Origin of the sequence: Escherichia sp. SCLE84 (genome assembly GCF_012584495.1) — a bacterium.
In the GTDB taxonomy this organism is placed as follows: Bacteria; Pseudomonadota; Gammaproteobacteria; order Enterobacterales; family Enterobacteriaceae; genus ECMA0423.
Genome location: NZ_CP051430.1, coordinates 817,087 through 843,838, shown reverse-complemented (window position 1 = coordinate 843,838; position 26,752 = coordinate 817,087). Strand labels below are relative to the sequence as shown.

Here is a 26,752-nt window from a genome sequence, read left to right as displayed (position 1 = left end):
GGATGCCATGACAACGTTTCATTCCTTAACAGTGGCAAAAGTCGAGCCGGAAACCCGTGATGCGGTGACCATTACCTTTGCGGTGCCCCAGCCTTTGCAGGAGGCGTATCGCTTTCGCCCCGGTCAACATTTGACCTTAAAAGCCAGTCTTGATGGTGAAGAATTACGCCGTTGTTACTCCATTTGCCGCAGCTACCTGCCTGGCGAAATTAGTGTGGCGGTGAAAGCCATTGAAGGCGGACGTTTCTCCCGCTATGCCCGCGAACACATCCGCCAGGGTATGACGCTGGAGGTCATGGTGCCGCAGGGGCATTTCGGCTATCAGCCACAGGCCGAACGCCAGGGCCGCTATCTGGCTATTGCAGCAGGATCAGGTATTACGCCAATGCTGGCGATTATCGCCACCACTTTACAAACCGAGCCTGAAAGTCAGTTCACCCTGATCTACGGTAACCGTACCAGCCAGAGCATGATGTTTCGCCAGGCACTGGCAGACCTGAAAGACAAATATCCTCAGCGTTTACAGTTGTTGTGCATTTTCAGTCAGGAAACCCTCGACAGCGATCTGCTTCACGGGCGTATTGACGGTGAAAAATTACAGTCACTTGGGGCCTCGCTCATTAATTTTCGTCTTTATGATGAGGCATTTATTTGTGGTCCGGCGGCGATGATGGATGAGACGGAAGCCGCCTTAAAAGCACTGGGAATGCCAGATAAAACCATTCATCTGGAGCGGTTTAATACGCCTGGCACGCGCGTCAAACGTAGCGTTAACGTGCAAAGTGACGGACAAAAAGTGACTGTACGTCAGGATGGGCGGGATCGGGAAATCGTGCTTAATGCCGACGATGAAAGCATTCTCGATGCGGCATTGCGCCAGGGGGCTGATCTGCCCTATGCCTGCAAAGGCGGCGTCTGTGCGACCTGCAAATGCAAAGTGCTGCGTGGCAAAGTGGCGATGGAAACCAATTACAGTCTGGAACCGGATGAACTGGCCGCAGGTTATGTGTTGAGTTGCCAGGCACTGCCGCTGACCAGCGATGTGGTGGTTGACTTTGACGCGAAGGGGATGGCATGAGCGAACTGATCGTCAGCCGTCAGCAACGAGTATTGTTGCTGACCCTTAACCGTCCCGCCGCACGTAATGCGCTAAATAATGCCCTGCTGATGCAACTGGTAAATGAACTGGAAGCTGCGGCTACCGATACCAGCATTTCGGTCTGTGTGATTACCGGTAATGCACGCTTTTTTGCCGCTGGGGCCGATCTCAACGAAATGGCAGAAAAAGATCTCGCGGCCACCTTAAACGATACACGTCCGCAGCTATGGGCGCGATTGCAGGCCTTTAATAAACCACTTATCGCAGCCGTCAATGGTTACGCGCTTGGGGCGGGTTGCGAACTGGCATTGTTGTGCGATGTGGTGGTTGCCGGAGAGAACGCGCGTTTTGGGTTGCCGGAAATCACTCTCGGCATCATGCCTGGCGCAGGCGGAACGCAACGTTTAATCCGTAGTGTCGGTAAATCGTTAGCCAGCAAAATGGTGCTGAGCGGAGAAAGTATCACCGCCCAGCAAGCACAGCAGGCCGGGCTGGTTAGCGACGTCTTCCCCAGCGATTTAACCCTCGAATACGCCTTACAGCTGGCATCGAAAATGGCACGTCACTCGCCGCTGGCCTTACAAGCGGCAAAGCAAGCGCTGCGCCAGTCGCAGGAAGTGGCTTTGCAAGCCGGACTTGCCCAGGAGCGACAGTTATTCACCTTGCTGGCGGCAACAGAAGATCGTCATGAAGGCATCTCCGCTTTCTTACAAAAACGCACGCCCGACTTTAAAGGACGCTAATGATGGAATTCATCCTCAGTCATGTAGAAAAGGGCGTGATGACACTAACGCTCAACCGCCCGGAACGCCTGAACAGTTTTAATGATGAGATGCACGCACAACTGGCAGAGTGCCTGAAACAGGTCGAGCGCGACGACACTATCCGTTGCCTGTTACTTACAGGTGCCGGGCGCGGATTTTGTGCTGGTCAGGATCTTAACGATCGTAACGTTGATCCCACAGGCCCCGCACCGGATTTAGGGATGTCAGTTGAACGTTTCTATAACCCACTGGTACGTCGCCTGGCAAAACTGCCAAAACCGGTGATCTGTGCAGTCAATGGCGTGGCGGCAGGGGCAGGCGCAACACTGGCACTGGGGTGCGACATCGTTATTGCTGCCCGTTCAGCAAAATTCGTCATGGCGTTTAGTAAGTTAGGCTTAATACCCGATTGCGGTGGAACCTGGTTACTGCCACGCGTTGCTGGGCGAGCGCGCGCCATGGGGCTGGCACTGCTGGGGAATCAACTGAGTGCTGAACAGGCGCACGAATGGGGGATGATCTGGCAGGTTGTTGATGATGAAACGCTGGCAGATACCGCGCAACAGCTGGCACGGCATCTGGCGACACAACCGACATTTGGTCTTGGACTTATCAAGCAAGCGATAAATAGCGCTGAAACCAATACGCTCGATACGCAACTGGATCTGGAACGCGACTATCAGCGACTTGCCGGACGGAGCGCAGATTATCGTGAAGGTGTCAGTGCGTTCCTGGCTAAACGCTCACCGCAGTTCACGGGGAAATAGCATGATGATAAATGTGCAAACTGTGGCAGTGATTGGGAGCGGCACCATGGGGGCTGGCATTGCTGAAGTTGCCGCCAGTCATGGACATCAGGTTTTACTGTATGACATTTCTGCTGAAGCGCTGACCCGCGCAATCGACGGGATACACGCGCGGCTAAATTCACGCGTGACGCGGGGAAAACTGACTGCTGAAACCTGTGAACGCACATTGAAACGCCTGATCCCGGTGACCGATATTCACGCGCTGGCAGCTGCGGACCTGGTCATTGAAGCGGCGTCTGAACGTCTGGAAGTCAAAAAAGCGCTCTTTGCACAGCTGGCGGAAGTTTGCCCGCCACAAACGCTATTGACCACTAACACTTCGTCAATCTCTATAACCGCGATTGCTGCGGAGGTAAAAAATCCTGAACGTGTTGCGGGGCTGCATTTTTTTAACCCGGCACCGGTGATGAAGTTGGTGGAGGTGGTCAGTGGGCTGGCAACGGCAGCGGAAGTTGTTGAGCAGTTGTGTGAACTAACGTTGAGTTGGGGTAAGCAGCCTGTGCGCTGTCATTCGACCCCTGGATTTATCGTTAACCGTGTGGCGCGTCCTTATTATTCCGAGGCCTGGCGGGCACTGGAAGAGCAGGTTGCTGCACCAGAAGTGATTGACGCTGCACTTCGCGATGGCGCTGGTTTCCCGATGGGGCCGCTGGAATTAACCGATCTGATTGGTCAGGACGTCAATTTTGCTGTCACCTGTTCGGTGTTTAACGCTTTCTGGCAGGAGCGTCGTTTTTTACCTTCGCTGGTGCAACAGGAACTGGTGATTGGTGGACGGTTGGGCAAGAAAAGTGGGCTGGGCGTGTACGACTGGCGCGCGGAACGTGAGGCAGTTGTTGGCCTGGAAGCGGTAAGCGACAGTTTTAGCCCAATGAAAGTAGAAAAGAAAAGTGACGGCGTCACGGAAATTGACGATGTTTTATTGATTGAGACACAAGGCGAGACGGCACAGGCGCTGGCAATACGACTGGCACGCCCGGTGGTAGTGGTCGACAAAATGGCGGGCAAGGTGGTGACCATTGCTGCGGCAGCGGTGAACCCGGACTCAGCGACCCGCAAGGCCATTTATTACCTGCAACAGCAGGGCAAAACAGTGCTGCAAATTGCAGATTACCCAGGAATGCTGATTTGGCGAACGGTAGCAATGATCATCAATGAAGCCCTTGATGCGCTGCAAAAAGGCGTGGCCTCTGAACAGGATATCGATACCGCCATGCGTCTTGGGGTGAATTATCCATATGGCCCGCTTGCCTGGGGAGCGCAACTTGGCTGGCAGCGAATATTAAGGCTCCTGGAAAATCTACAACATCACTATGGCGAAGAACGCTATCGCCCATGTTCATTGCTGCGCCAACGAGCGCTTCTGGAGAGCGGTTATGAGTCATAAGGCCTGGCAAAATGCCCATGCAATGTATGAGAACGATGCCTGCGCCAAAGCGCTTGGCATCGACATTATCTCAATGGATGAAGGCTTTGCTGTAGTGACCATGACCGTCACTGCACAAATGCTTAACGGTCATCAAAGTTGCCACGGCGGGCAGCTATTTTCACTGGCTGATACTGCCTTTGCCTACGCCTGCAATAGCCAGGGGCTGGCAGCCGTCGCTTCTGCCTGCACGATTGATTTTTTGCGTCCAGGCTTTGCCGGAGACACCTTAACTGCTACTGCGCAGGTACGTCATCAGGGCAAGCAAACCGGTGTTTACGACATCGAAATTGTTAACCAACAACAAAAAACGGTTGCGCTGTTTCGCGGTAAATCTCACCGCATCGGCGGCACCATTACAGGAGAAGCCTGATGCGTGAAGCCTTTATCTGTGACGGAATTCGTACGCCAATTGGCCGCTATGGTGGGGCATTATCAGGTGTTCGGGCTGACGATCTGGCTGCTATCCCTTTGCGGGAGCTGCTGGTGCGAAACCCGCGTCTCGATGCGGAGTGTATCGATGATGTGATCCTCGGCTGTGCTAATCAGGCGGGAGAAGACAACCGTAACGTAGCCCGGATGGCGACGTTACTGGCGGGGCTGCCGCAGAGTGTTTCCGGCACAACCATTAACCGCTTGTGTGGTTCCGGGCTGGACGCACTGGGGTTCGCCGCACGGGCGATTAAAGCGGGCGATGGCGATTTGCTGATCGCTGGTGGCGTGGAGTCAATGTCTCGGGCACCGTTTGTTATGGGCAAGGCAACCAGTGCATTTTCTCGTCAGGCTGAGATGTTTGATACCACTATTGGCTGGCGATTTGTGAACCCGCTCATGGCTCAACAATTTGGAACTGACAGCATGCCGGAAACGGCAGAGAATGTAGCTGAACTGTTAAAAATATCGCGAGAAGATCAAGATAGTTTTGCGCTACGCAGTCAGCAACGTACGGCAAAAGCGCAATCCTCAGGCATTCTGGCTGAGGAGATTGTTCCGGTTGTGTTGAAAAACAAGAAAGGCGTTGTAACAGAAATACAACATGATGAGCATCTGCGCCCGGAAACGACGCTGGAACAGTTACGTGGGTTAAAAGCACCATTTCGTGCCAATGGGGTGATTACCGCAGGCAATGCCTCCGGGGTGAATGACGGAGCCGCTGCGTTGATTATTGCCAGTGAACAGATGGCAGCAGCGCAAGGACTGACACCGCGGGCGCGAATCGTAGCCATGGCAACCGCCGGGGTGGAACCGCGCCTGATGGGGCTTGGTCCGGTGCCTGCAACTCGCCGGGTGCTGGAACGCGCGGGGCTGAGTATTCACGATATGGACGTGATTGAACTGAACGAAGCGTTCGCGGCCCAGGCGTTGGGTGTACTACGCGAATTGGGGCTGCCTGATGATGCCCCACATGTTAACCCCAACGGAGGCGCTATCGCCTTAGGCCATCCGTTGGGAATGAGTGGTGCCCGCCTGGCACTGGCTGCCAGCCATGAGCTGCATCGGCGTAACGGTCGTTACGCATTGTGCACCATGTGCATCGGTGTCGGTCAGGGCATCGCCATGATTCTGGAGCGTGTTTGAGCATATCAACCTGCGAGTACCCTACAATGATAACCAATACAAAGCTTGACCCGATTGAAACCGCGTCTGTTGATGAGTTACAGGCGTTGCAAACACAACGTCTGAAATGGACGCTCAAACACGCGTATGAAAATGTCCCGATGTATCGGCGCAAATTTGACGCAGCAGGCGTACATCCTGATGATTTCAGGGAACTTTCAGATCTGCGTAAATTTCCCTGTACCACCAAACAGGATCTGCGCGACAACTATCCCTTCGACACCTTTGCCGTGCCGATGGAACAAGTGGTGCGCATTCATGCTTCTTCGGGAACCACAGGTAAACCGACAGTTGTCGGCTATACGCAAAACGATATTGATAACTGGGCCAATATTGTAGCGCGTTCCTTGCGTGCGGCAGGTGGCACGCCCAAAGACAAAATTCATGTTGCCTATGGTTACGGCCTGTTTACTGGTGGGCTGGGCGCGCACTATGGTGCCGAACGTCTGGGCGCTACGGTGATCCCGATGTCTGGCGGGCAGACGGAAAAACAAGCGCAACTGATCCGCGATTTTCAACCAGATATGATCATGGTTACGCCATCTTATTGCCTTAACCTGATTGAAGAGCTGGAGCGGCAGTTGGGCGGTGATGCCAGCGGTTGCTCGCTGCGGGTTGGCGTGTTTGGTGCTGAGCCGTGGACACAGGCCATGCGTAAAGAAATTGAGCGTCGCCTGGGGATCACCGCACTGGATATTTATGGCCTGTCAGAAGTGATGGGGCCGGGGGTGGCGATGGAGTGTCTGGAAACTACCGACGGTCCAACTATTTGGGAAGATCATTTCTATCCTGAAATTGTTAATCCTCATGACGGCACACCGCTTGCCGATGGTGAACATGGCGAACTGTTATTCACCACGCTGACCAAAGAAGCATTGCCGGTCATTCGTTACCGCACGCGTGATTTAACCCGACTGTTACCAGGAACGGCGCGGACTATGCGCCGCATGGATCGCATCAGCGGACGCAGCGATGACATGTTGATTATTCGCGGTGTAAATGTCTTTCCGTCACAACTGGAAGAAGAGATTGTCAAATTCGAACATTTATCGCCGCATTACCAACTGGAGGTGAACCGCCGGGGGCATCTTGATTCACTTTCTGTGAAAGTGGAGTTGAAAGAAAGTAGCCTGACATTGACGCATGAGCAGCGTTGCCAGGTATGCCACCAGCTGCGCCATCGGATTAAGTCGATGGTGGGGATCTCTACCGATGTGATGATCGTTAACTGTGGCAGTATCCCGCGTTCAGAAGGCAAGGCGTGTCGGGTGTTTGATCTGCGCAATATTGTTGGTGCCTGATGTGTCGTCTGGCCCGGGTGGGGTAAAGCGCCAGGGCCAGAAGTCGATACGACCTGTGCTATGATTCATAAATCACAACAATAACAACAGACTGAATCGAATGAGTAAACTTGATACTTTTATCCAACATGCTGTAAACGCTGTTCCTGTCAGTGGCACATCTTTGATCTCCTCTCTGTATGGTGATTCGCTTTCCCATCGTGGTGGTGAAATCTGGCTGGGTAGTCTGGCTGCTTTACTGGAAGGGCTGGGATTTGGTGAGCGATTCGTGCGCACCGCTTTGTTTCGTCTTAATAAAGAAGGCTGGCTGGATGTTTCCCGCATCGGGCGACGCAGTTTCTATAGCCTCAGTGATAAAGGCTTGCGCCTGACGCGACGGGCAGAAAGTAAAATTTATCGCGCAGAGCAACCTGCATGGGATGGTAAATGGCTCCTGTTGCTTTCGGAAGGTTTAGATAAATCAACGCTGGCTGATGTCAAAAAGCAGTTGATCTGGCAAGGTTTTGGCGCACTGGCACCCAGCCTGATGGCATCGCCGTCGCAAAAACTGGCCGATGTACAGACACTTTTGCATGAAGCGGGTGTGGCGGATAACGTGATTTGTTTTGAAGCGCAAATACCACTGGCGCTTTCTCGTGCAGCACTGCGTGCCAGAGTAGAAGAGTGCTGGCATTTAACTGAACAAAATGCCATGTACGAAACCTTTATTCAGTCATTCCGCCCGTTGGTGCAGCTGTTAAAAGAGGCAGCAGACGAGTTAACCCCGGAGCGTGCATTTCATATTCAGCTTTTACTGATCCATTTTTATCGCCGTGTCGTCCTTAAAGACCCTTTGTTGCCGGAGGAGTTGCTTCCGGCTCACTGGGCAGGGCATACGGCGCGTCAGCTGTGTATCAACATTTATCAGCGCGTAGCGCCTGCTGCTTTAGCGTTCGTTAGTGAAAAAGGTGAAACCTCGGTCGGTGAACTGCCTTCGCCGGGTAGCCTGTATTTTCAACGTTTTGGCGGTTTGAATATTGAACAGGAGGCGTTATGCCAATTTATCAGATAGACGGTCTGACTCCGGTTGTGCCAGAAGAGAGTTTTGTCCATCCGACAGCGGTATTGATCGGCGATGTTATTCTCGGCAAGGGTGTTTACGTTGGGCCAAATGCCAGCCTGCGTGGCGATTTTGGTCGTATCGTGGTGAAAGATGGCGCGAACATTCAGGATAATTGCGTTATGCACGGTTTTCTCGAGCAGGATACTGTCGTTGAAGAAGATGGGCATATTGGTCATAGCGCTATCCTTCACGGCTGCATTATCCGCCGCAATGCATTAGTGGGAATGAACGCGGTAGTGATGGATGGTGCGGTGATTGGCGAGAACAGCATTGTTGGCGCATCCGCATTTGTGAAAGCCAAAGCAGAAATGCCTGCCAATTACCTGATTGTCGGCAGCCCGGCGAAACTGATTCGTGAGCTTAGTGAGCAGGAGCTGGCATGGAAAAAGCAGGGTACGCATGAGTATCAGGTGCTGGTGACACGCTGTAAGCAGACGTTACATCAAGTCGAACCATTGCGGGAAGTTGAACCTGGCAGGAAACGCCTGGTATTTGATGAGAATCTGCGACCGAAACAGTAACGTCCAGATACTGAACGTTCTAATTTTTAGCATGTGATACCTAAACCGCAACGCTGATACAGGTTGCGGTTTTTTTATTGCCGAATGCGGCGCTTTACGCGTTTTGTTTTGGTGTCTTTCAGGACAATAGAGCAACTCATCCAGTAATCTTGTTTACGCCTTCGCATTATTTATCTCTTTTCGTTTCTATACTGATTTTTCTCAATCCGTTTTATTACAGGGCAGGGTGCGATGAGCAGCAATACATTTACTCTCGGTACAAAATCCGTTAACCGTCTTGGTTATGGCGCGATGCAACTGGCAGGTCCTGGGGTTTTTGGTCCCCCAAGAGATCGCCACGTCGCTATAACCGTGCTGCGCGAGGCGCTGGCATTGGGCGTCAATCACATTGATACCAGCGACTTTTATGGTCCGCACGTCACCAATCAGATTATCCGCGAAGCGCTTTATCCTTACTCTGACGACCTGACAATTGTCACTAAAATTGGTGCGCGGCGTGGAGAGGACGCATCCTGGTTGCCCGCATTTTCTCCGGCAGAGCTGCAAAAAGCGGTGCACGATAATCTACGTAATCTCGGGCTGGACGTACTGGATGTGGTTAACTTGCGCATTATGATGGGGGATGGTCATGGCCCAGCGGAAGGATCGATTGAAGCCAGCCTGACCGTGCTGGCAGAGATGCAACAACAAGGCCTGGTAAAACATATTGGCCTAAGCAACGTCACACCGACGCAGGTTGCAGAGGCGCGCAAGATTGCCGAAATCGTCTGTGTGCAGAACGAATACAACATTGCTCATCGTGCTGATGACGCAATGATTGATGCTTTGGCTCGTGACGGCATTGCCTACGTGCCGTTCTTCCCGCTCGGGGGCTTTACACCGCTGCAATCCTCTACGCTGTCGGATGTTGCTGCGAGCCTGGGTGCAACACCCATGCAGGTGGCGCTGGCGTGGCTGTTACAACGTTCACCGAATATTTTGCTGATCCCAGGGACGTCTTCTGTTGCGCATTTACGGGAGAATATGGCTGCTGAAAAATTGCATCTTTCTGAGGAAGTGTTGTCTACGTTGGATGGTATTTCGCGAGAATAACGAATATACAAAAGGGAAAGATGCATTTCCCTTTTGTTTCTTTTTTAATGGCATGGAGTGCATATGTTTAAGGCCAGGATTTGCGGCTGGATAGGTTTACTTCCCCTGTTTATGCTGAGTCTTCCAGTACAGGCGGAACTTCGATGTGTTGCAAATACAGTTGATATTGAACCATTTTTTTCTGCGGCTACCGCTGAAGATAAACAACAAGTTGAACAAGCTATCAACAGTAGCGTGAATCTTGTCCCCTTCGGTTTATCTGCATCGGACTGGAAAGTGCATCGTGGCGATTTAGTGGTAGAAGGTAATATAGAGAGTAATCAAAAATTGATTGTTCTTGGTAATTTGACAGTCAAAGGTAATATTTCCACTTTCTCTCTTTCTAATCCATGGGTTATTCTCGGTAACGTGACGGCAACGAATATAGTTACGGATTCACCACTGTTAATTACCGGTTCGATAAATGCAAGTGGACTGGTATTTATCGACTCATATTACGATAATCCGTCTACGATTAAGGGGAGTATTAATGCGCGTGGGATATTTATCAATGACATAATTGCACCTATTGTTGCGTCTTCGACAAATAGTGAATTCATGGTCCGTGCGAGTGACAAAAATGACACTGAAAATGTCAAAAAAGCGCTGATGATAATAAATCCTGATGCATATTATTGGGGTCTAATAAATGATGAAGATGCTCTGAAAGAAATTTTTAAGCGAAGCAATATTCGCATGGCAGGGAATGTCTGTAATCAGATGAAAAAAGAAGCGCTGTTTCGCCCTAAGCCTTCTCCTGAGTTAGTGCAGGAATTGCAAATGCTGGATGAAGGCAACGTTGCTGCATTTGAAGGACGAGATATTGCGACATTTGATCTTGCCATAATCCGAACTCTCCCAAGGCTTAAAGGAATTTCAGCTAACCTACGCAAACAACTTATTAATAGCAATGATGAACAAACGATTGAAAGTATGGCGAGATATATGCCTGACAATGAGATTCTGGAGTTGACCGATCAGCAATTGGGTTACCAGCCTGTTGTTCTGGGGTTGCTCGACCGTGAACCGCTCTCTGTCGAAATAATGACGCGAATGAGTCGTCTACCTGATGGTGTCGGTCCGTTGAATCTTGCGCTACGTGAAAATCTCCCTCTGGATATCGTAATGACTCTGGCGAAAAGAGATTGGGATATGATCATTCAGGAGCTTTATAAAGATGCGTGGTTATTGCCTGAATCCATTATTGATGGCTATATCCGCAGTGATGATTCCTCTATTCGTCAGGTCGGTGCTGGAGGACAACTCACCTACAATCAGGCAATGCAGTTGGCGAACGATTCATCAAACAATGTTGTCACAAGCTTAGCGTTCAAGCTGGCAGAGATGAAACACCATGGTCAATTATTGCGGATGACGCCACAAGAGAGTGACAAAGTTGCAGCCTATTTATACCAAAAATTCGAGAATGACGATGATCTAATACGTGTGTTATTTTTAGCATTGCCAGATAACTTACAGTTTAATTTTGTTAAAAGGATGGAGAAAAAATCCCCTGCCTACTTTTGCTGTCGGGATATGCAGGTAATTCACTCTGACGCTGCTCTACAACGGTTATTGACACGTTTCAACGATCCTGAGGGGTGGAGTAATCTGGCGAAAAATCAGTATCTGAGCACGTCGATGAAACAAAAAATTTGGCAACGTGCTTTATCGCATCGGAAAAATAATCCGAAAGCAGATTCAGCTGCGTATGAAACCAGCGCTGATATGATTTTGTCTGAGCTTATCAGCCACGGTGAAGTTGATGATCAGATGCTATTAAATGCCACAGCCCTGATACGTTTGGAAGACTGGGACTTTTTAGAGAGTGCATTAGTTAGTTGGGATAATTTACCCGCTGTTGTCCTCAAGGAATTACAGCAAAATACGCCACGCAATGATATTTGGGCGAAGTTTTTTCTGAGGCAGGAAAACAGCTCCCGTGCGCAGGTTGATGAAGCATTACGCGTCTATTATGCACTCGACCCCGATGCGTTAGCACAACTGGATGTACTGGCAAAACAACCGGATCGTATATGGTGGAGTACACTGGCGAAAAGCAATCTCACATTTTTCAAGTTCGGCGCACTTAACAACCGCCACACACCGCCTGCAGTACTGGCGGCAGAAATTGATCCCGAGTGGTGGATTGTGGCGATGAATAATCCCCGTTTTCCAGTTGATGTATTAAAGGCGAGGCTGAAACGTGATCCTTTGCTGGCGTTAGAGCTTGTTAACCCTGAACTGGATTTAGTCCGCCAGCTGGCGCTTAACGGTAAGACGCGCGCAATACGGGAACAAGCGATGAGAAAACTTGATGAGTTGTATTGATCCACAACGTAATATTTCTTAACCCTTTGATTAATTGGGGATAATTATTCCTGACAGTGAGTCCCCAATACCTTGATATATTCTGAATTTTTAATGAAGCGGCGTGTTGCGATATCTCCGTCAGGGGAATTGATGCACCATAGCGCAAACCGAATTATCAAGGATTGATAATGACGCTCTACCAGATAAAACCGCTCTTTCAGTCGCTGTTAAGGCCGACGATGTTTTGGCTTTACAAGCACCACGTTACAGCGAATCACATCACTCTTGCTGCACTGGCGCTTTCTCTTCTTACCGGATTGCTGTTGGTGTTGGTGGCACAACCCATCCTCTTTTTGCTATTGCCCATCGTGCTTTTTATCCGTATGGCGCTCAATGCGCTGGATGGCATGTTGGCGCGTGAGTGCAATCAGCAAACACGTCTGGGGGCGATTTTGAATGAAACTGGCGATGTTATTTCCGATATTGCGCTCTATTTACCGTTTTTATTTTTACCGGAAAGTAACGCATCACTCGTAATACTCATGTTATTTTGCACCATATTGACTGAGTTTTGTGGTTTACTCGCGCAGACAATTAACGGTATTCGCAGTTATGCCGGTCCATTCGGCAAAAGCGATCGTGCGTTAATATTTGGGTTGTGGGGGCTGGCCGTTTCCATTTATCCACAGTGGATGCAATGGAATAATCTTTTATGGAGCATTGCTTCAATTCTGCTTCTCTGGACTGCGATTAATCGTTGTCGGAGTGTGCTTTTTATGAGTGCTGAAAGATAATGCTGGAAAAATCTCTGGCAACACTTTTCGCGTTGTTAATTTTAGCAACGCTGATAAACCGTTTTCTGCTATGGCGGTTACCGGAGAGAAAAGGGGGTGAGGTTACATTACGTATTCGTACCTGGTGGGGCATCGTCATTTGTTTTTCACTGGTGATTTCAGGTCCACGCTGGATGACGTTGACGTTTTTTGCGCTGATAAGTTTTCTGGCATTGAAAGAATATTGTACGCTTATATCCATACATTTTCCGCGGTGGTTATATTGGGTTATTCCTCTTAACTATTTGCTTATCGGTTTTAATTGCTTTGAGCTGTTTCTGTTATTTATACCTTTGTCTGGGTTTCTGATATTAGCCACCTGGCGAGTTTTTGTGGGTGAACCCTCCGGTTTTCTGCATACCGTGAGCGCTATTTTTTGGGGCTGGATAATGACCGTTTTCGCCTTGAGTCATGCCGCCTGGTTATTAATGTTTCCATCCATGAATATCCAGGGCGGGGCGTTACTGGTGTTATTTCTTTTGGCGTTAACCGAGTCAAACGATATTGCACAGTATTTATGGGGGAAATCCTGCGGCAGAAGAAAAGTGGTCCCCAAAGTCAGCCCGGGAAAAACGCTGGAAGGTCTGGTGGGGGGCGTCATCACCACCATGATTGCGTCACTGATTATTGGACCGTTGCTGACACCGCTAAATACATCACAGGCATTATTAGCGGGTTTGTTAATTGGTATTAGTGGTTTTTGCGGCGATGTAGTGATGTCAGCCATCAAACGAGATATTGGTGTTAAAGATAGTGGAAAACTATTACCAGGACATGGCGGACTCCTTGACAGGATTGACTCATTAATTTTCACCGCTCCGGTATTTTTTTATTTTATACGCTACTGCTGTTACTGAAGGAAAATAGAGAAAATGGAAAATTCACGCATCTCTGGGGAACATTTTTTTACCACCAGTGATAATACAGCGTTGTTTTATCGGCACTGGCCCGCTTTACAGCCCGGGGCGAAAAAGGTCATCGTCTTATTTCATCGTGGCCATGAACATTCTGGTCGTCTACAACATATCGTTGATGAACTGGCGATGCCAGATACTGCTTTTTATGCCTGGGATGCCCGAGGGCATGGACAAACTTCGGGGGCGCGTGGTTATAGCCCATCTCTTGCGCGTTCAGTGCAGGATGTCGATGAATTTGTTCGTTTTGCTGCCAGCAATAGCCAGGTCGGACTGGATGAGGTGGTAGTGATCGCGCAAAGCGTCGGCGCAGTGCTGGTTGCCACATGGGTTCATGATTATGCGCCTGCAATTCGCGGGCTGGTGCTGGCTTCTCCGGCCTTTAAGGTTAAATTGTATGTGCCGCTGGCACGTCCTGCGCTGGCGTTATGGCATCGTCTGCGTGGTCTGTTTTTTATTAATTCCTATGTGAAAGGACGCTATTTGACCCACGATCGGCAACGGGTGGCGAGTTTCAATAATGATCCGCTGATCACACGGGCGATTGCCGTCAATATCTTGCTCGATCTCTATAAAACGTCTGAACGTATTATTAGAGATGCGGCGGCGATTACGCTCCCCACGCAACTTCTGATATCAGGCGATGACTATGTGGTGCATCGCCAACCGCAGATTGATTTTTATCAGAGATTACGTAGCCCTCTGAAAGAGCTGCATCTGCTGCCAGGCTTTTATCACGACACGTTGGGTGAAGAGAACAGGGCGCAGGCATTTGAAAAAATGCAAAGCTTTATTCGTCGTTTATATGCTAACAAGTCACAAAAATTTGATTATCAGCATGAAGACCGCACTGGACCATCAGCGGATCGCTGGCGGCTCCTTTCAGGTGGACCCGTGCCATTATCGCCGGTTGATTTGGCGTATCGCTTTATGCGAAAGGCGATGAAATTGTTCGGGGCGCACTCTGCGGGCCTGCATCTCGGAATGAGCACCGGCTTTGATTCAGGCAGTTCCCTGGATTATGTCTATCAAAATCAACCGCAAGGCAGTAACGCATTCGGGCGCTTAATTGACAAAATCTACCTGAACAGTATTGGCTGGCGCGGTATTCGCCAGCGTAAAACCCATTTACAAATACTGATTAAACAAGCCGTTGCCGATCTCCACGCCAAAGGTTTAGCCGTCCGCGTGGTTGACATTGCCGCAGGGCATGGGCGCTATGTACTGGATGCGCTGGCAAACGAGCCTGCCGTAAGCGATATTTTGTTACGTGATTACAGTGAGTTAAATGTTGCACAGGGGCAAGCGATGATTGCCCAACGGGGAATGTCTGGGCGGGTGCGTTTTGAACAGGGCGATGCGTTTAACCCGGAGGAACTCAGCGCGTTAACTCCGCGGCCTACGCTGGCAATTGTCTCTGGACTGTATGAGCTGTTTCCCGAAAATGAGCAGGTAAAAAACTCACTCGCAGGTCTTGCCAATGCCATCGAACCGGGTGGCATTCTCATCTACACTGGGCAGCCGTGGCACCCACAACTGGAGCTGATTGCCGGGGTGTTAACCAGTCATAAAGATGGTAAACCGTGGGTGATGCGCGTGCGTTCGCAAGGGGAGATGGATTCACTCGTGCGTGATGCCGGATTTGATAAATGCACACAACGGATTGATGAGTGGGGTATTTTTACGGTTTCGATGGCGGTGCGTCGTGATAACTGAACGTCGGAACGTATTGCTACAAGGCGCTGGCTGGTTATTGTTGCTGGCCCCTTTTTTCTTCTTCACCTATGGATCTCTTAATCAGTTCACCGCGGTTCAGGACCTTAACAGCCATGATATCCCCAGTCAGGTATTCGGTTGGGAAACGGCGATCCCTTTTCTTCCCTGGACTATTGTTCCTTACTGGAGTCTGGATCTTTTATATGGATTTTCGCTGTTCGTTTGTAGCACGACATTCGAACAGCGCCGACTTGTCCACCGGCTTATTCTGGCAACGGTAATGGCCTGCTGCGGTTTTTTGCTCTATCCGCTGAAGTTTAGTTTTATCCGTCCTGAAGTGAGTGGGGTGACGGGATGGCTATTTTCGCAACTTGAACTGTTTGATCTGCCTTATAACCAGCCTCCTTCGCTGCATATTATTCTCTGCTGGCTACTTTGGCGTCACTTTCGTCAGCATCTGGCTGAGAGGTGGCGTAAAGTCTGTGGCGGATGGTTTTTACTCATCGCTATTTCTACTCTGACGACCTGGCAGCATCATTTTATTGATGTCATCACAGGGCTGGCGGTAGGTATGTTGATTGACTGGATGGTGCCCGTCGATCGTCGTTGGAATTATCAGAAACCTGATCAACGTCGAATCAAAATAGCACTGCCATATGTCGTAGGCGCGGGCTCGTGCATTGTGTTGATGGAGCTAATGGTGATGATTCAGTTATGGTGGTCAGTCTGGTTATGTTGGCCAGTATTATCGCTACTCATTATTGGCCGTGGGTACGGTGGGCTTGGCGCGATAACAACAGGGAAAGATAGTCAGGGGAAACTCCCGCCCGCCGTTTACTGGCTGACATTGCCCTGGCGCATCGGGATGTGGCTGTCTATGCGTTGGTTTTGTCGTCGCCTGGAGCCGGTGAGCAAAATGACTGCTGGTGTTTATTTAGGGGCGTTTCCACGACATATTCCGGCACAGAATGCGGTTCTGGACGTCACCTTTGAATTCCCTCGGGGACGAGCGACAAAAGATCGACTCTATTTCTGTGTACCGATGCTGGATCTGGTGGTTCCGGAAGAGGGGGAGCTCCGACAGGCCGTGGCGATGCTGGAAACATTACGCGAAGAGCAAGGCAGCGTTCTGGTCCATTGCGCGTTGGGATTATCGCGCAGTGCGCTGGTAGTGGCGGCATGGTTGTTATGTTACGGACACTGTAAAACCGTTGATGAAGCGATTAGTTATATTCGAGCCAGACGTTCGCATATTGTGCTTAAGGAAGATCACAAAGCGATGCTGAAATTATGGGAAAACAGGTAAGTGGATTGAGATGTGGACTGAACTACAGTCCACATCAAGATCGTGTCCGGTTATGCAGCAACAATGCTGTCGATGGCCGCTTTCGCGTCAGACTGCGCTTTCGCTGCCATTTCCGGACCGTATGCGATCCCTTCGGCGAAGACAAATTTCACATCGGTAATGCCGATAAAGCCGAGGAACGTGGACAGATACGGCGTCACCAGGTCCGTTGGTCCATCTTTGTGGATCCCACCGCGGCTGGTAATAACGATGGCTTTTTTACCCGTTACCAGACCTTCCGGACCGTTCTCGGTATAGCGGAAAGTAACGCCTGCGCGTGCAACCAGGTCAAAATAGTTTTTCAACTGAGTTGAGATGTTGAAGTTATACATCGGTGCCGCAATAACGATAACGTCGTGGGCTTTCAGCTCGGCAATCAGCTCATCGGAAAGCGCCAGAGCTTCCTGCTGACGCGGAGTCAGCGGCGCATCGCTCGGACGCAGTGCACCAACCAGTTCGCCATCCAGTACCGGAATCGGATTTGCAGCCAGGTCGCGAACGGTGATTTCATCAGCGGAGTGCTTTTCGCGCCATTGTTCAACAAAATAATCGGACAACTGATTAGACTGAGAGTACCCTGCCAGGATGCTGGATTTAAGAACTAATACCTTGCTCATGGTGTTTCCTTATAGATGTTTGAATGGGCGATGCCCCGTTGCTTGCTGACACTTTATTCACAATCCTGCCACAGAGATAGCGCAATAAATCGAAGCCTATGTTCGAATTTATTGAACAACGCATAGAAAGCCGCGATGTGGTACTCTATATCTATCATTTAAAAGAAAATTAATCAGGCAGACTACTGCCCACTAACGTTATGACAGAACAACAAAAATTGACCTTTACGGCCTTGCAGCAGCGGCTGGATTCGCTGATGCTGCGCGACAGACTGCGTTTTTCTCGGCGTCTGCACGGTGTTAAGAAGGTTAAAAATCCTGATGCACAACAGGCCATTTTCCAGGAGATGGCGAAAGAGATTGACCAGGCGGCAGGGAAAGTCCTGCTGCGTGAAGCGGCACGACCGGAAATTACTTATCCTGACAATTTACCGGTTAGTCAGAAAAAACAGGACATTCTCGAAGCGATTCGTGATCACCAGGTGGTGATCGTCGCCGGGGAAACGGGTTCTGGTAAAACGACTCAGTTACCGAAAATCTGTATGGAGCTGGGGCGCGGGATTAAAGGGCTGATCGGCCATACCCAGCCGCGTCGCCTGGCGGCAAGAACGGTGGCGAACCGTATTGCGGAAGAGCTGAAAACGGAGCCGGGCGGTTGCATCGGTTACAAAGTGCGTTTCAGCGATCACGTTAGTGATAACACGATGGTCAAGCTGATGACCGACGGTATCCTGCTGGCGGAGATCCAGCAAGACCGCCTGCTGATGCAGTACGACACCATCATTATTGACGAAGCACACGAACGCAGCCTGAATATCGATTTTCTGCTCGGCTATTTGAAAGAGTTGCTGCCGCGGCGTCCTGACCTAAAAATCATTATCACTTCCGCGACTATCGACCCGGAACGCTTTTCGCGCCACTTTAATAATGCGCCGATTATCGAAGTCTCCGGTCGGACCTATCCGGTGGAAGTGCGCTATCGACCGATTGTTGAAGAAGCCGACGACACCGAGCGCGATCAGTTGCAGGCGATTTTTGACGCCGTAGACGAACTGAGTCAGGAAAGCCCTGGCGACATTCTGATCTTTATGAGTGGTGAGCGGGAAATTCGCGATACCGCCGATGCGCTGAACAAGCTAAATCTGCGTCATACCGAAATCTTGCCGCTTTATGCGCGGCTTTCGAACAGCGAACAGAACCGCGTGTTCCAGTCGCACAGCGGACGGCGCATTGTGCTGGCGACCAACGTCGCGGAAACCTCGCTGACCGTACCGGGGATTAAATACGTTATCGACCCCGGTACAGCACGTATCAGCCGCTACAGCTATCGCACCAAAGTGCAGCGTTTGCCGATTGAACCCATTTCGCAGGCGTCTGCCAATCAGCGTAAAGGCCGCTGTGGGCGTGTGTCCGAAGGGATCTGTATTCGTCTCTATTCCGAAGACGATTTCCTTTCGCGCCCGGAGTTTACCGATCCGGAGATTCTGCGTACCAACCTGGCCTCGGTTATTTTGCAGATGACCGCGCTGGGGCTGGGCGATATCGCTGCGTTCCCGTTTGTCGAAGCACCGGATAAACGCAATATCCAGGATGGCGTGCGTCTGCTCGAAGAACTGGGCGCGATCACCACGGATGAACAGGCCAGCGCCTATAAACTGACGCCGCTCGGTCGCCAGCTCTCGCAGTTGCCTGTCGATCCACGTCTGGCGCGTATGGTGCTGGAAGCGCAAAAACATGGCTGCGTGCGTGAGGCGATGATTATCACGTCCGCGCTTTCCATTCAGGATCCGCGCGAGCGTCCGATGGATAAACAGCAGGCATCGGACGAAAAACATCGTCGCTTCCACGACAAAGAGTCTGACTTCCTCGCGTTTGTGAATCTGTGGAATTATCTTGGCGAGCAGCAAAAGGCGCTTTCTTCCAACGCCTTCCGTCGCCTGTGTCGTACCGATTATCTCAACTATCTGCGCGTGCGCGAATGGCAGGATATCTACACCCAGTTGCGCCAGGTGGTGAAAGAACTTGGCATTCCGGTTAACAGCGAACCGGCGGAGTATCGCGAAATTCACATTGCGTTGCTGACGGGTTTACTTTCCCATATCGGCATGAAAGATGCCGATAAACAAGAATATACCGGCGCACGTAACGCGCGTTTCTCCATCTTTCCCGGTTCTGGTTTATTCAAAAAACCGCCGAAATGGGTAATGGTGGCGGAACTGGTAGAAACCAGCCGCCTGTGGGGGCGCATTGCTGCGCGTATCGACCCGGAATGGGTGGAGCCTGTCGCTCAGCATTTGATTAAACGCACCTACAGCGAACCTCACTGGGAACGGGCGCAGGGCGCGGTGATGGCAACGGAAAAAGTCACTGTTTATGGTTTGCCGATTGTTGCCGCGCGCAAGGTCAACTACAGCCAGATCGATCCGGCGTTATGCCGTGAACTCTTTATTCGCCATGCGCTGGTGGAAGGTGACTGGCAGACGCGTCACGCATTCTTCCGTGAAAACCTGAAACTGCGGGCCGAAGTGGAAGAGCTGGAACACAAATCACGTCGCCGCGATATTCTGGTTGATGACGAAACGTTGTTTGAGTTCTACGACCAGCGCATCAGCCACGATGTAATCTCCGCTCGTCACTTCGACAGCTGGTGGAAAAAAGTCAGCCGCGAAACCCCTGATTTGCTCAACTTTGAAAAAAGCATGTTGATCAAAGAGGGCGCAGAAAAAATCAGCAAGCTGGATTACCCGAACTTCTGGCATCAGGGCAATCTCAAGCTGCGTTTGAGCTATCAGTTTGAGCCCGGCGCGGATGCTGACGGTGTGACCGTACATATTCCGCTGCCGTTACTTAACCAGGTTGAGGAAAGCGGGTTTGAATGGCAGATCCCCGGTCTGCGCCGCGAACTGGTGATTGCTCTGATTAAATCGTTGCCGAAACCGGTACGCCGTAATTTTGTACCCGCGCCAAACTATGCCGAAGCGTTTTTAGGCCGCGTCAAACCGCTGGAGTTACCGTTGCTCGACAGCCTTGAGCGCGAGTTACGGCGGATGACCGGCGTTACCGTTGACCGCGAAGACTGGCACTGGGATCAGGTGCCTGATCACCTGAAAATTACCTTCCGCGTGGTGGATGACAAAAACAAGAAGCTAAAAGAAGGGCGCTCGCTACAAGATCTGAAAGATGCGCTGAAAGGCAAAGTGCAGGAAACGCTATCTGCGGTGGCGGATGACGGTATCGAGCAGAGCGGCTTACATATCTGGAGTTTTGGTCAGCTGCCGGAAAGCTACGAACAGAAGCGTGGCAACTACAAAGTGAAGGCGTGGCCGGCGCTGGTGGATGAGCGCGACAGTGTGGCGATCAAACTGTTTGATAACCCGCTGGAGCAAAAGCAGGCAATGTGGAACGGTCTTCGCCGTCTACTGCTGCTGAATATTCCATCGCCAATCAAATATTTACATGAAAAGTTACCGAACAAAGCCAAGCTGGGACTGTACTTTAACCCGTATGGCAAAGTGCTGGAGCTGATCGACGACTGTATCTCCTGCGGTGTGGATCAATTGATCGACGCCAATGGTGGCCCGGTCTGGACGGAAGAAGGCTTTGCTGCGCTGCATGAAAAAGTGCGCGCCGAACTGAATGACACGGTGGTGGATATTGCGAAGCAGGTCGAGCAAATCCTCACTGCGGTGTTCAATATCAACAAACGTCTGAAAGGGCGGGTGGATATGACCATGGCACTGGGGCTTTCTGACATTAAAGCGCAGATGGGCGGGTTGGTATATCGCGGTTTTGTCACTGGTAACGGCTTCAAACGGCTGGGCGACACGCTGCGATATTTGCAGGCGATTGAAAAACGGCTGGAAAAACTGGCGGTTGATCCACATCGCGACCGTGCTCAGATGCTGAAAGTCGAAAACGTCCAGCAGGCGTGGCAGCAATGGATCAACAAACTGCCGCCCGCACGTCGTGAGGATGAAGACGTGAAAGAGATCCGTTGGATGATAGAAGAGTTGCGCGTTAGTTACTTCGCTCAACAACTTGGTACGCCTTATCCGATTTCAGATAAGCGTATTTTGCAGGCGATGGAGCAGATTAGCGGTTAACCCTGCTATTTGCCTGATAAAGAAAAAACCCGGTAAGCATTTAGCGCCGGGTTTTTTATTAATTCTAAAACGGTAAGGGTAAAAATTCAGGAATTCAGAAAAATACAATTCTCTGCTGCAAGATGAATAATGTTTATCTACAGCATTTCCTTAAAAGATATGTCAGGCTTGCGGAGTGGCGGTTAAGGACATACGACTTCCTCCTTTCAGAGTGCTCCGCTTCTCACTATTATCTCACGCAGTATTCTTAAGGGAACGATAAGGAGGAACCATGAACATTACCCCGTTTCCGACGCTTTCGCCGGCAACTATAGATGCCATAAATGTTATCGGACAGTGGCTGGCGCAGGATGATTTCTCCGGTGAGGTGCCGTATCAGGCCGATTGCGTGATCCTTGCAGGCAATGCGGTTATGCCGACTATCGACGCGGCATGTAAGATTGCTCGCGATCAGCAAATTCCTTTACTGATTAGTGGTGGTATCGGTCACTCGACAACTTTTTTGTATAGCGCCATCGCACAGCATCCGCACTACAACACTATCCGCACCACTGGCAGAGCAGAAGCGACCATCCTGGCGGATATCGCTCATCAGTTCTGGCACATTCCGCATGAAAAAATCTGGATTGAAGACCAGTCAACAAACTGCGGTGAAAACGCACGCTTTAGCATCGCGCTATTGAATCAGGCCGTAGAACGAGTTCATACGGCTATCGTTGTTCAGGACCCCACCATGCAGCGGCGCACGATGGCGACGTTCCGCCGTATGACTGGGGACAATCCCGATGCACCACGCTGGTTAAGTTATCCCGGATTCGTTCCTCAGTTAGGAAATAACGCAGACAGTGTAATCTTTATTAATCAGTTACAAGGATTATGGCCGGTTGAGCGTTATCTCTCACTACTCACTGGCGAGCTGCCGCGTTTACGCGATGATAGCGATGGCTACGGTCCCCGCGGGCGAGATTTTATCGTTCACGTTGATTTTCCGGCAGAAGTCATCCATGCATGGCAAACGCTGAAACATGATGCGGTGCTCATCGAGGCGATGGAAAGTCGCTCGTTACGTTAAAAATTGCCCGTTTGTGAACCACTTGTTTGCAAACGGGCATGACTCCTGACTTTTATTTCTGCCTTTTATTCCTTTTACACTTGTTTTTATGAAGCCCTTCACAGAATTGTCCTTTCACGATGCCGTCTCTCTGATGATTGATGTTAATTAACAATGCATTCACCGAAAACAAACATATAAATCACAGGAGTCGCCCATGTCAGTACCCGTTCAACATCCTATGTATATCGATGGACAGTTTGTTACCTGGCGTGGAGACGCATGGATTGATGTGGTAAACCCTGCTACAGAGGCTGTCATTTCCCGCATACCCGATGGTCAGGCCGAGGATGCCCGTAAGGCAATCGATGCAGCAGAACGTGCACAACCAGAATGGGAAGCGTTGCCTGCTATTGAACGCGCCAGTTGGTTGCGCAAAATCTCCGCCGGCATCCGCGAACGCGCCAGTGAAATCAGTGCGCTGATTGTTGAAGAAGGGGGCAAGATCCAGCAGCTGGCTGAAGTCGAAGTGGCTTTTACTGCCGACTATATCGATTACATGGCGGAGTGGGCACGGCGTTACGAGGGCGAGATTATTCAAAGCGATCGTCCAGGAGAAAATATTCTTTTGTTTAAACGTGCGCTTGGTGTGACTACCGGCATTCTGCCGTGGAACTTCCCGTTCTTCCTCATTGCCCGCAAAATGGCTCCCGCTCTTTTGACCGGTAATACCATCGTCATTAAACCCAGTGAATTTACGCCAAACAATGCGATTGCATTCGCCAAAATCGTCGATGAAATAGGCCTTCCGCGCGGCGTGTTTAACCTTGTACTGGGGCGTGGTGAAACCGTTGGGCAAGAACTGGCGGGTAACCCAAAGGTCGCAATGGTCAGTATGACAGGCAGCGTCTCTGCAGGTGAGAAGATTATGGCGACTGCGGCGAAAAACATCACCAAAGTGTGCCTGGAATTGGGTGGTAAAGCACCAGCTATCGTAATGGACGATGCCGATCTTGAACTGGCAGTCAAAGCCATCGTTGATTCACGCGTCATTAATAGTGGGCAAGTGTGTAACTGTGCAGAACGTGTTTATGTACAGAAAGGCATTTATGATCAGTTCGTCAATCGGCTGGGTGAAGCGATGCAGGCGGTTCAATTTGGTAACCCCGCTGAACGCAACGACATTGCGATGGGGCCGTTGATTAACGCCGCGGCGCTGGAAAGGGTCGAGCAAAAAGTGGCGCGCGCAGTAGAAGAAGGGGCGAGAGTGGCGTTGGGTGGCAAAGCAGTAGACGGGAAAGGATATTATTATCCGCCGACATTGCTGCTGGATGTTCGCCAGGAAATGTCGATTATGCATGAGGAAACCTTTGGCCCGGTTCTGCCGGTGGTCGCATTTGACACGCTGGAAGATGCTATCTCAATGGCTAATGACAGTGATTACGGCCTGACCTCATCAATCTATACCCAAAATCTGAACGTCGCGATGAAAGCCATTAAAGGGCTGAAGTTTGGTGAAACTTACATCAACCGTGAAAACTTCGAAGCTATGCAAGGCTTCCACGCCGGATGGCGTAAATCCGGTATTGGCGGCGCAGATGGTAAACATGGCCTGCATGAATATCTGCAGACCCAGGTGGTTTATTTACAGTCGTAATGAGTAAAAGAGGCGGAGGTTTTTTCCTCCGCCTGTGCGCGTCAGAGTTTAGCGAATTTTTCGAGGGTGCGAATAAGCTGCGTGACGAAGCCATATTCGTTATCGTACCAGGCGACCGTTTTCACCAGTTGTAAATCGCCCACGGCGGTAATTTCCGTTTGCGTGGCATCAAACACCGAACCGAAATGGCTGCCAATGATATCGGAAGAGACTATTTCTTCATCGGTATAACCAAATGACTCGTTATTGGTGGTTGCTTGTTTAAGTGCGTTATTCACCTCTTCGGCAGTCACTTTTTTTCCGAGAATGGACACCAGCTCAGTGACCGAACCTGTTTTCACCGGCACGCGTTGCGCATGACCTTTCAGTTTGCCGCTCAGTTCCGGGATCACCAGACCAATGGCTTTTGCCGCCCCCGTAGTGTGGGGAATGATATTTTCTGCCGCTGCGCGTGAAGCACGTAAATCTTTACCACGTGGGCCATCCACCAGTGACTGGGTGCCAGTATAGGCATGAATGGTCGTCATCGTGCCGACTTCTATCCCGAAACTGTCATGCAAGGCTTTGGCCATCGGCGCAAGACAGTTAGTGGTGCATGACGCCACGGAAACAATGGTGTCGTTGCCATCCAGAGTGTCGTCATTGACGTTATAAACGATAGTTTTCATTTCACCGGCAGGGGCGGAAATCAACACCTTCTTCGCACCAGCATCAAGATGCGCCTGCGATTTCTCGGCGGAGGTATAAAAGCCAGTACATTCGACAATGATTTCTGCACCTTTCGCTTTCCACGGAATATTTTTAGCCTCTTTTTCGGCGTAAACCGCGATACTTTTCCCATCAACGATAAGTGAATCTTCCGTAAAATCAACGCTCCAGGGGAATGGTCCGTAGTTTGAATCATGTTTCAGCAGGTAGGCGAGAATTTTTGGGGAAGTGAGATCATTAATAGCGACAACGTCTATGTTGCTTTTGACTTCAAGTAATCGACGCAACACCAGTCGACCGATACGACCAAAACCGTTAATACCAACTTTACTCATGGTTTTCTCCTGTCAGGAACATTCGGATGAAAATTGATCCTTTCCAGGCTTAGACCAGGATTGTGGGATGGGCAATCTCCATTCTTACAGTGAAACGTAACGTACTGAAAACGGGTGAACAATATTTAATGAAATTTTGAGAAAAGCCCGTTATGTTAACGGAAAATTATGTTAAAGCAGGAAATGTTATGGAAAATAAATACTCAAGGTTACAAATCAGCATTCACTGGCTGGTCTTTTTGCTGGTTATCGCAGCGTATTGCGCAATGGAGTTTCGTGGTTTCTTCCCACGTAGCGATCGGCCACTCATCAACATGGTTCATGTTTCCTGTGGTATCTCAATTCTCGTGCTGATGGTGGTTCGTCTTTTGTTAAGACTGAAATACCCAACCCCGCCGATTATACCTAAGCCAAAACCGATGATGACGGGACTGGCGCATTTGGGACATTTGGTGATTTATCTCCTGTTTATTGCGCTGCCAGTGATTGGTTTGGTGATGATGTATAACCGGGGCAACCCGTGGTTTGCGTTTGGTTTGACGATGCCTTACGCTTCAGAGGCCAATTTCGAACGGGTTGATAGCTTAAAGTCGTGGCATGAGACGCTGGCGAATCTGGGATATTTTGTCATCGGGTTGCACGCTGCGGCTGCACTGGCACACCACTATTTCTGGAAGGACAACACACTTCTACGCATGATGCCGCGTAAACGTTCCTGAAGGATATTTAAAGAAAACGCCTGTACTAAAACCGACCCGTGGTACAGGCGAAGAATACGGGTCTACATCGGAAGCGCCTATTATATTTATTTGTATGACAAATAAAACCATAATCCTTGCCCATACGTCCATCTGGCTTATTTTTAATCAATTCACCCGATCTTTGATCTCATCAACGGTATCAAAATAAACCAGCGTATAACGTTCAAATCGAACATAAGATTCGATAAACCATGGAGGTTATATGAAAAAACTGGCACTTATTTTGTTTATGGGAACGCTTGTTTCCTTTTATGCCGATGCCGGGCGCAAACCCTGTTCTGGTTCGAAAGGGGGGATCTCACACTGTACGGCAGGCGGCAAATTTGTCTGTAATGATGGTTCTATTAGTGCCTCGAAAAAAACATGCACTAACTGAAGTGTAAAAGGGGTGCCATGAGAAAATGAATCTGCTAGTCAGATGCGCGGGGAAAATCCCCGCGCTTGCCCTTACCTGGACGTGCAGGCCATGAGCGCAGCAACCTCCTTATCACCGTCCCGGAACCGCAGTTCGTAGAGCGTTTGTCGGGTCAGGAGTGTGAATGTCAGAATCGTAATGCAGATAATGAGCAGACACACCACCAGAGGGTTGTGCTTCATAGCCTTTCTCCTTGCCGGATGGCGGGTAAGAG

24 protein-coding genes are annotated in these 26,752 nt (G+C 50.2%); 21 read left to right on the top strand and 3 right to left on the bottom strand.

Annotation, left to right across the window (positions count from 1 at the left end):
* The first annotated feature begins 7 nt into the window (after positions 1 to 7).
* The 15 genes from paaE (at position 8) to HGD79_RS04245 (ending at position 16,852) form a co-directional block, all read left to right on the top strand.
* Entirely contained in the window at positions 8 to 1,078 is a 1,071-nt protein-coding gene (gene paaE / locus HGD79_RS04315; protein ID WP_000206374.1) for a 1,2-phenylacetyl-CoA epoxidase subunit PaaE, read from the top strand.
* Positions 1,075 to 1,842, top strand: a complete 768-nt coding sequence (gene paaF / locus HGD79_RS04310; protein ID WP_001292353.1) for a 2,3-dehydroadipyl-CoA hydratase PaaF — start codon at positions 1,075 to 1,077, stop codon at positions 1,840 to 1,842. Before paaE ends, paaF begins: the two co-directional genes overlap by 4 nt.
* Entirely contained in the window at positions 1,842 to 2,630 is a 789-nt protein-coding gene (gene paaG, locus HGD79_RS04305) for a 2-(1,2-epoxy-1,2-dihydrophenyl)acetyl-CoA isomerase PaaG (RefSeq protein ID WP_000969777.1), read from the top strand. Before paaF ends, paaG begins: the two co-directional genes overlap by 1 nt.
* Position 2,631: 1 nt before the next feature.
* Positions 2,632 to 4,059, top strand: a complete 1,428-nt coding sequence (gene paaH, locus HGD79_RS04300) for a 3-hydroxyacyl-CoA dehydrogenase PaaH (protein WP_000973362.1) — start codon at positions 2,632 to 2,634, stop codon at positions 4,057 to 4,059.
* Entirely contained in the window at positions 4,049 to 4,471 is a 423-nt protein-coding gene (gene paaI, locus HGD79_RS04295; protein ID WP_000018413.1) for a hydroxyphenylacetyl-CoA thioesterase PaaI, read from the top strand. The genes paaH and paaI overlap by 11 nt, the downstream gene beginning before the upstream one ends.
* On the top strand, positions 4,471 to 5,676 hold the full coding sequence (gene paaJ, locus HGD79_RS04290; protein ID WP_001206190.1) for a bifunctional 3-oxoadipyl-CoA/3-oxo-5,6-dehydrosuberyl-CoA thiolase: 1,206 nt from the start codon (positions 4,471 to 4,473) through the stop codon (positions 5,674 to 5,676). Before paaI ends, paaJ begins: the two co-directional genes overlap by 1 nt.
* Before the next feature lie 26 nt (positions 5,677 to 5,702).
* The gene (paaK, locus tag HGD79_RS04285; protein WP_000632286.1) at positions 5,703 to 7,016 is read left to right on the top strand and encodes a phenylacetate--CoA ligase PaaK; all 1,314 of its coding nucleotides are present in this window, start codon (positions 5,703 to 5,705) and stop codon (positions 7,014 to 7,016) included.
* Positions 7,017 to 7,116: 100 nt separating this feature from the next.
* Complete coding sequence (paaX, locus tag HGD79_RS04280; protein WP_000039892.1) at positions 7,117 to 8,067, top strand: phenylacetic acid degradation operon negative regulatory protein PaaX; 951 nt, start codon at positions 7,117 to 7,119, stop codon at positions 8,065 to 8,067.
* Complete coding sequence (gene paaY / locus HGD79_RS04275) at positions 8,049 to 8,639, top strand: phenylacetic acid degradation protein PaaY (RefSeq protein WP_168848311.1); 591 nt, start codon at positions 8,049 to 8,051, stop codon at positions 8,637 to 8,639. Before paaX ends, paaY begins: the two co-directional genes overlap by 19 nt.
* Positions 8,640 to 8,870: 231 nt before the next feature.
* Positions 8,871 to 9,731 carry a pyridoxine 4-dehydrogenase gene (pdxI, locus tag HGD79_RS04270; RefSeq protein ID WP_000097794.1) on the top strand — a complete coding sequence of 287 codons (861 nt, stop codon included), beginning with the start codon at positions 8,871 to 8,873 and terminating at the stop codon, positions 9,729 to 9,731.
* 63 nt (positions 9,732 to 9,794) lie between these two features.
* Positions 9,795 to 12,101 (top strand): DUF2773 domain-containing bactofilin, encoded by a 2,307-nt coding sequence (locus HGD79_RS04265; protein WP_000471490.1) that lies wholly within the window; start codon positions 9,795 to 9,797, stop codon positions 12,099 to 12,101.
* Positions 12,102 to 12,271: 170 nt separating this feature from the next.
* Positions 12,272 to 12,877, top strand: coding sequence for a CDP-alcohol phosphatidyltransferase family protein (locus tag HGD79_RS04260; protein ID WP_000177537.1), 606 nt, complete (start codon positions 12,272 to 12,274; stop codon positions 12,875 to 12,877).
* Entirely contained in the window at positions 12,877 to 13,773 is an 897-nt protein-coding gene (locus tag HGD79_RS04255; protein WP_000890931.1) for a phosphatidate cytidylyltransferase, read from the top strand. The genes HGD79_RS04260 and HGD79_RS04255 overlap by 1 nt, the downstream gene beginning before the upstream one ends.
* A 15-nt stretch (positions 13,774 to 13,788) precedes the next feature.
* Positions 13,789 to 15,546, top strand: a complete 1,758-nt coding sequence (locus HGD79_RS04250; RefSeq protein ID WP_000431896.1) for a bifunctional alpha/beta hydrolase/class I SAM-dependent methyltransferase — start codon at positions 13,789 to 13,791, stop codon at positions 15,544 to 15,546.
* Entirely contained in the window at positions 15,536 to 16,852 is a 1,317-nt protein-coding gene (locus HGD79_RS04245) for a phosphatase PAP2/dual specificity phosphatase family protein (RefSeq protein WP_001585693.1), read from the top strand. The genes HGD79_RS04250 and HGD79_RS04245 overlap by 11 nt, the downstream gene beginning before the upstream one ends.
* 50 nt (positions 16,853 to 16,902) lie before the next feature.
* Here HGD79_RS04245 and azoR read toward each other — a convergent pair whose 3' ends face one another.
* A complete protein-coding gene (gene azoR / locus HGD79_RS04240) occupies positions 16,903 to 17,508 on the bottom strand; it encodes an FMN-dependent NADH-azoreductase (protein WP_000048948.1) in 606 nt (201 codons plus the stop codon).
* A gap of 200 nt (positions 17,509 to 17,708) precedes the next feature.
* On the opposite strand from azoR, the gene hrpA reads away from it, so the two are divergent.
* The 3 genes from hrpA to aldA all read left to right on the top strand — a co-directional run bounded on the left by hrpA (position 17,709) and on the right by aldA (position 24,319).
* Complete coding sequence (gene hrpA, locus HGD79_RS04235; RefSeq protein ID WP_000139567.1) at positions 17,709 to 21,611, top strand: ATP-dependent RNA helicase HrpA; 3,903 nt, start codon at positions 17,709 to 17,711, stop codon at positions 21,609 to 21,611.
* Positions 21,612 to 21,882: 271 nt separating this feature from the next.
* Complete coding sequence (gene ydcF / locus HGD79_RS04230) at positions 21,883 to 22,683, top strand: DUF218 domain-containing protein YdcF (protein ID WP_001027942.1); 801 nt, start codon at positions 21,883 to 21,885, stop codon at positions 22,681 to 22,683.
* Positions 22,684 to 22,879: 196 nt separating this feature from the next.
* The gene (aldA, locus tag HGD79_RS04225) at positions 22,880 to 24,319 is read left to right on the top strand and encodes an aldehyde dehydrogenase (RefSeq protein ID WP_000115944.1); all 1,440 of its coding nucleotides are present in this window, start codon (positions 22,880 to 22,882) and stop codon (positions 24,317 to 24,319) included.
* Between the two features lie 41 nt (positions 24,320 to 24,360).
* On the opposite strand, the gene gap is transcribed toward aldA, so the two are convergent.
* Positions 24,361 to 25,362 carry a type I glyceraldehyde-3-phosphate dehydrogenase gene (gap, locus tag HGD79_RS04220; protein ID WP_000048667.1) on the bottom strand — a complete coding sequence of 334 codons (1,002 nt, stop codon included), beginning with the start codon at positions 25,360 to 25,362 and terminating at the stop codon, positions 24,361 to 24,363.
* Between the two features lie 188 nt (positions 25,363 to 25,550).
* Here gap and cybB point away from each other — a divergent pair, with 188 nt between their 5' ends.
* From cybB to yncP, 3 genes are all read left to right on the top strand, one after another.
* Complete coding sequence (gene cybB, locus HGD79_RS04215) at positions 25,551 to 26,081, top strand: cytochrome b561 (protein WP_001307188.1); 531 nt, start codon at positions 25,551 to 25,553, stop codon at positions 26,079 to 26,081.
* 244 nt (positions 26,082 to 26,325) lie between these two features.
* Positions 26,326 to 26,499, top strand: a complete 174-nt coding sequence (locus HGD79_RS04210; RefSeq protein ID WP_000731833.1) for a periplasmic protein — start codon at positions 26,326 to 26,328, stop codon at positions 26,497 to 26,499.
* 25 nt (positions 26,500 to 26,524) lie between these two features.
* Positions 26,525 to 26,593 carry a hypothetical protein gene (gene yncP / locus HGD79_RS26525; RefSeq protein WP_212591405.1) on the top strand — a complete coding sequence of 23 codons (69 nt, stop codon included), beginning with the start codon at positions 26,525 to 26,527 and terminating at the stop codon, positions 26,591 to 26,593.
* On the opposite strand, the gene hokB is transcribed toward yncP, so the two are convergent.
* On the bottom strand, positions 26,571 to 26,720 hold the full coding sequence (gene hokB, locus HGD79_RS04205; RefSeq protein ID WP_001320773.1) for a type I toxin-antitoxin system toxin HokB: 150 nt from the start codon (positions 26,718 to 26,720) through the stop codon (positions 26,571 to 26,573). The two genes, yncP and hokB, sit on opposite strands and share 23 nt — an antisense overlap.
* Positions 26,721 to 26,752 lie beyond the last annotated feature (32 nt).

Bases quoted from the DNA above. Each gene is read 5' to 3' on its own strand.
- paaE (WP_000206374.1), top strand. From the start codon at position 8: ATGACAACGTTTCATTCCTTAACAGTGGCAAAAGTCGAGCCGGAAACC.
- paaF (WP_001292353.1), top strand. From the start codon at position 1,075: ATGAGCGAACTGATCGTCAGCCGTCAGCAACGAGTATTGTTGCTGACC.
- paaG (WP_000969777.1), top strand. From the start codon at position 1,842: ATGATGGAATTCATCCTCAGTCATGTAGAAAAGGGCGTGATGACACTA.
- paaH (WP_000973362.1), top strand. From the start codon at position 2,632: ATGATGATAAATGTGCAAACTGTGGCAGTGATTGGGAGCGGCACCATG.
- paaI (WP_000018413.1), top strand. From the start codon at position 4,049: ATGAGTCATAAGGCCTGGCAAAATGCCCATGCAATGTATGAGAACGAT.
- paaJ (WP_001206190.1), top strand. From the start codon at position 4,471: ATGCGTGAAGCCTTTATCTGTGACGGAATTCGTACGCCAATTGGCCGC.
- paaK (WP_000632286.1), top strand. From the start codon at position 5,703: ATGATAACCAATACAAAGCTTGACCCGATTGAAACCGCGTCTGTTGAT.
- paaX (WP_000039892.1), top strand. From the start codon at position 7,117: ATGAGTAAACTTGATACTTTTATCCAACATGCTGTAAACGCTGTTCCT.
- paaY (WP_168848311.1), top strand. From the start codon at position 8,049: ATGCCAATTTATCAGATAGACGGTCTGACTCCGGTTGTGCCAGAAGAG.
- pdxI (WP_000097794.1), top strand. From the start codon at position 8,871: ATGAGCAGCAATACATTTACTCTCGGTACAAAATCCGTTAACCGTCTT.
- HGD79_RS04265 (WP_000471490.1), top strand. From the start codon at position 9,795: ATGTTTAAGGCCAGGATTTGCGGCTGGATAGGTTTACTTCCCCTGTTT.
- HGD79_RS04260 (WP_000177537.1), top strand. From the start codon at position 12,272: ATGACGCTCTACCAGATAAAACCGCTCTTTCAGTCGCTGTTAAGGCCG.
- HGD79_RS04255 (WP_000890931.1), top strand. From the start codon at position 12,877: ATGCTGGAAAAATCTCTGGCAACACTTTTCGCGTTGTTAATTTTAGCA.
- HGD79_RS04250 (WP_000431896.1), top strand. From the start codon at position 13,789: ATGGAAAATTCACGCATCTCTGGGGAACATTTTTTTACCACCAGTGAT.
- azoR (WP_000048948.1), bottom strand. From the start codon at position 17,508: ATGAGCAAGGTATTAGTTCTTAAATCCAGCATCCTGGCAGGGTACTCT.
- hrpA (WP_000139567.1), top strand. From the start codon at position 17,709: ATGACAGAACAACAAAAATTGACCTTTACGGCCTTGCAGCAGCGGCTG.
- ydcF (WP_001027942.1), top strand. From the start codon at position 21,883: ATGAACATTACCCCGTTTCCGACGCTTTCGCCGGCAACTATAGATGCC.
- aldA (WP_000115944.1), top strand. From the start codon at position 22,880: ATGTCAGTACCCGTTCAACATCCTATGTATATCGATGGACAGTTTGTT.
- gap (WP_000048667.1), bottom strand. From the start codon at position 25,362: ATGAGTAAAGTTGGTATTAACGGTTTTGGTCGTATCGGTCGACTGGTG.
- cybB (WP_001307188.1), top strand. From the start codon at position 25,551: ATGGAAAATAAATACTCAAGGTTACAAATCAGCATTCACTGGCTGGTC.
- HGD79_RS04210 (WP_000731833.1), top strand. From the start codon at position 26,326: ATGAAAAAACTGGCACTTATTTTGTTTATGGGAACGCTTGTTTCCTTT.
- hokB (WP_001320773.1), bottom strand. From the start codon at position 26,720: ATGAAGCACAACCCTCTGGTGGTGTGTCTGCTCATTATCTGCATTACG.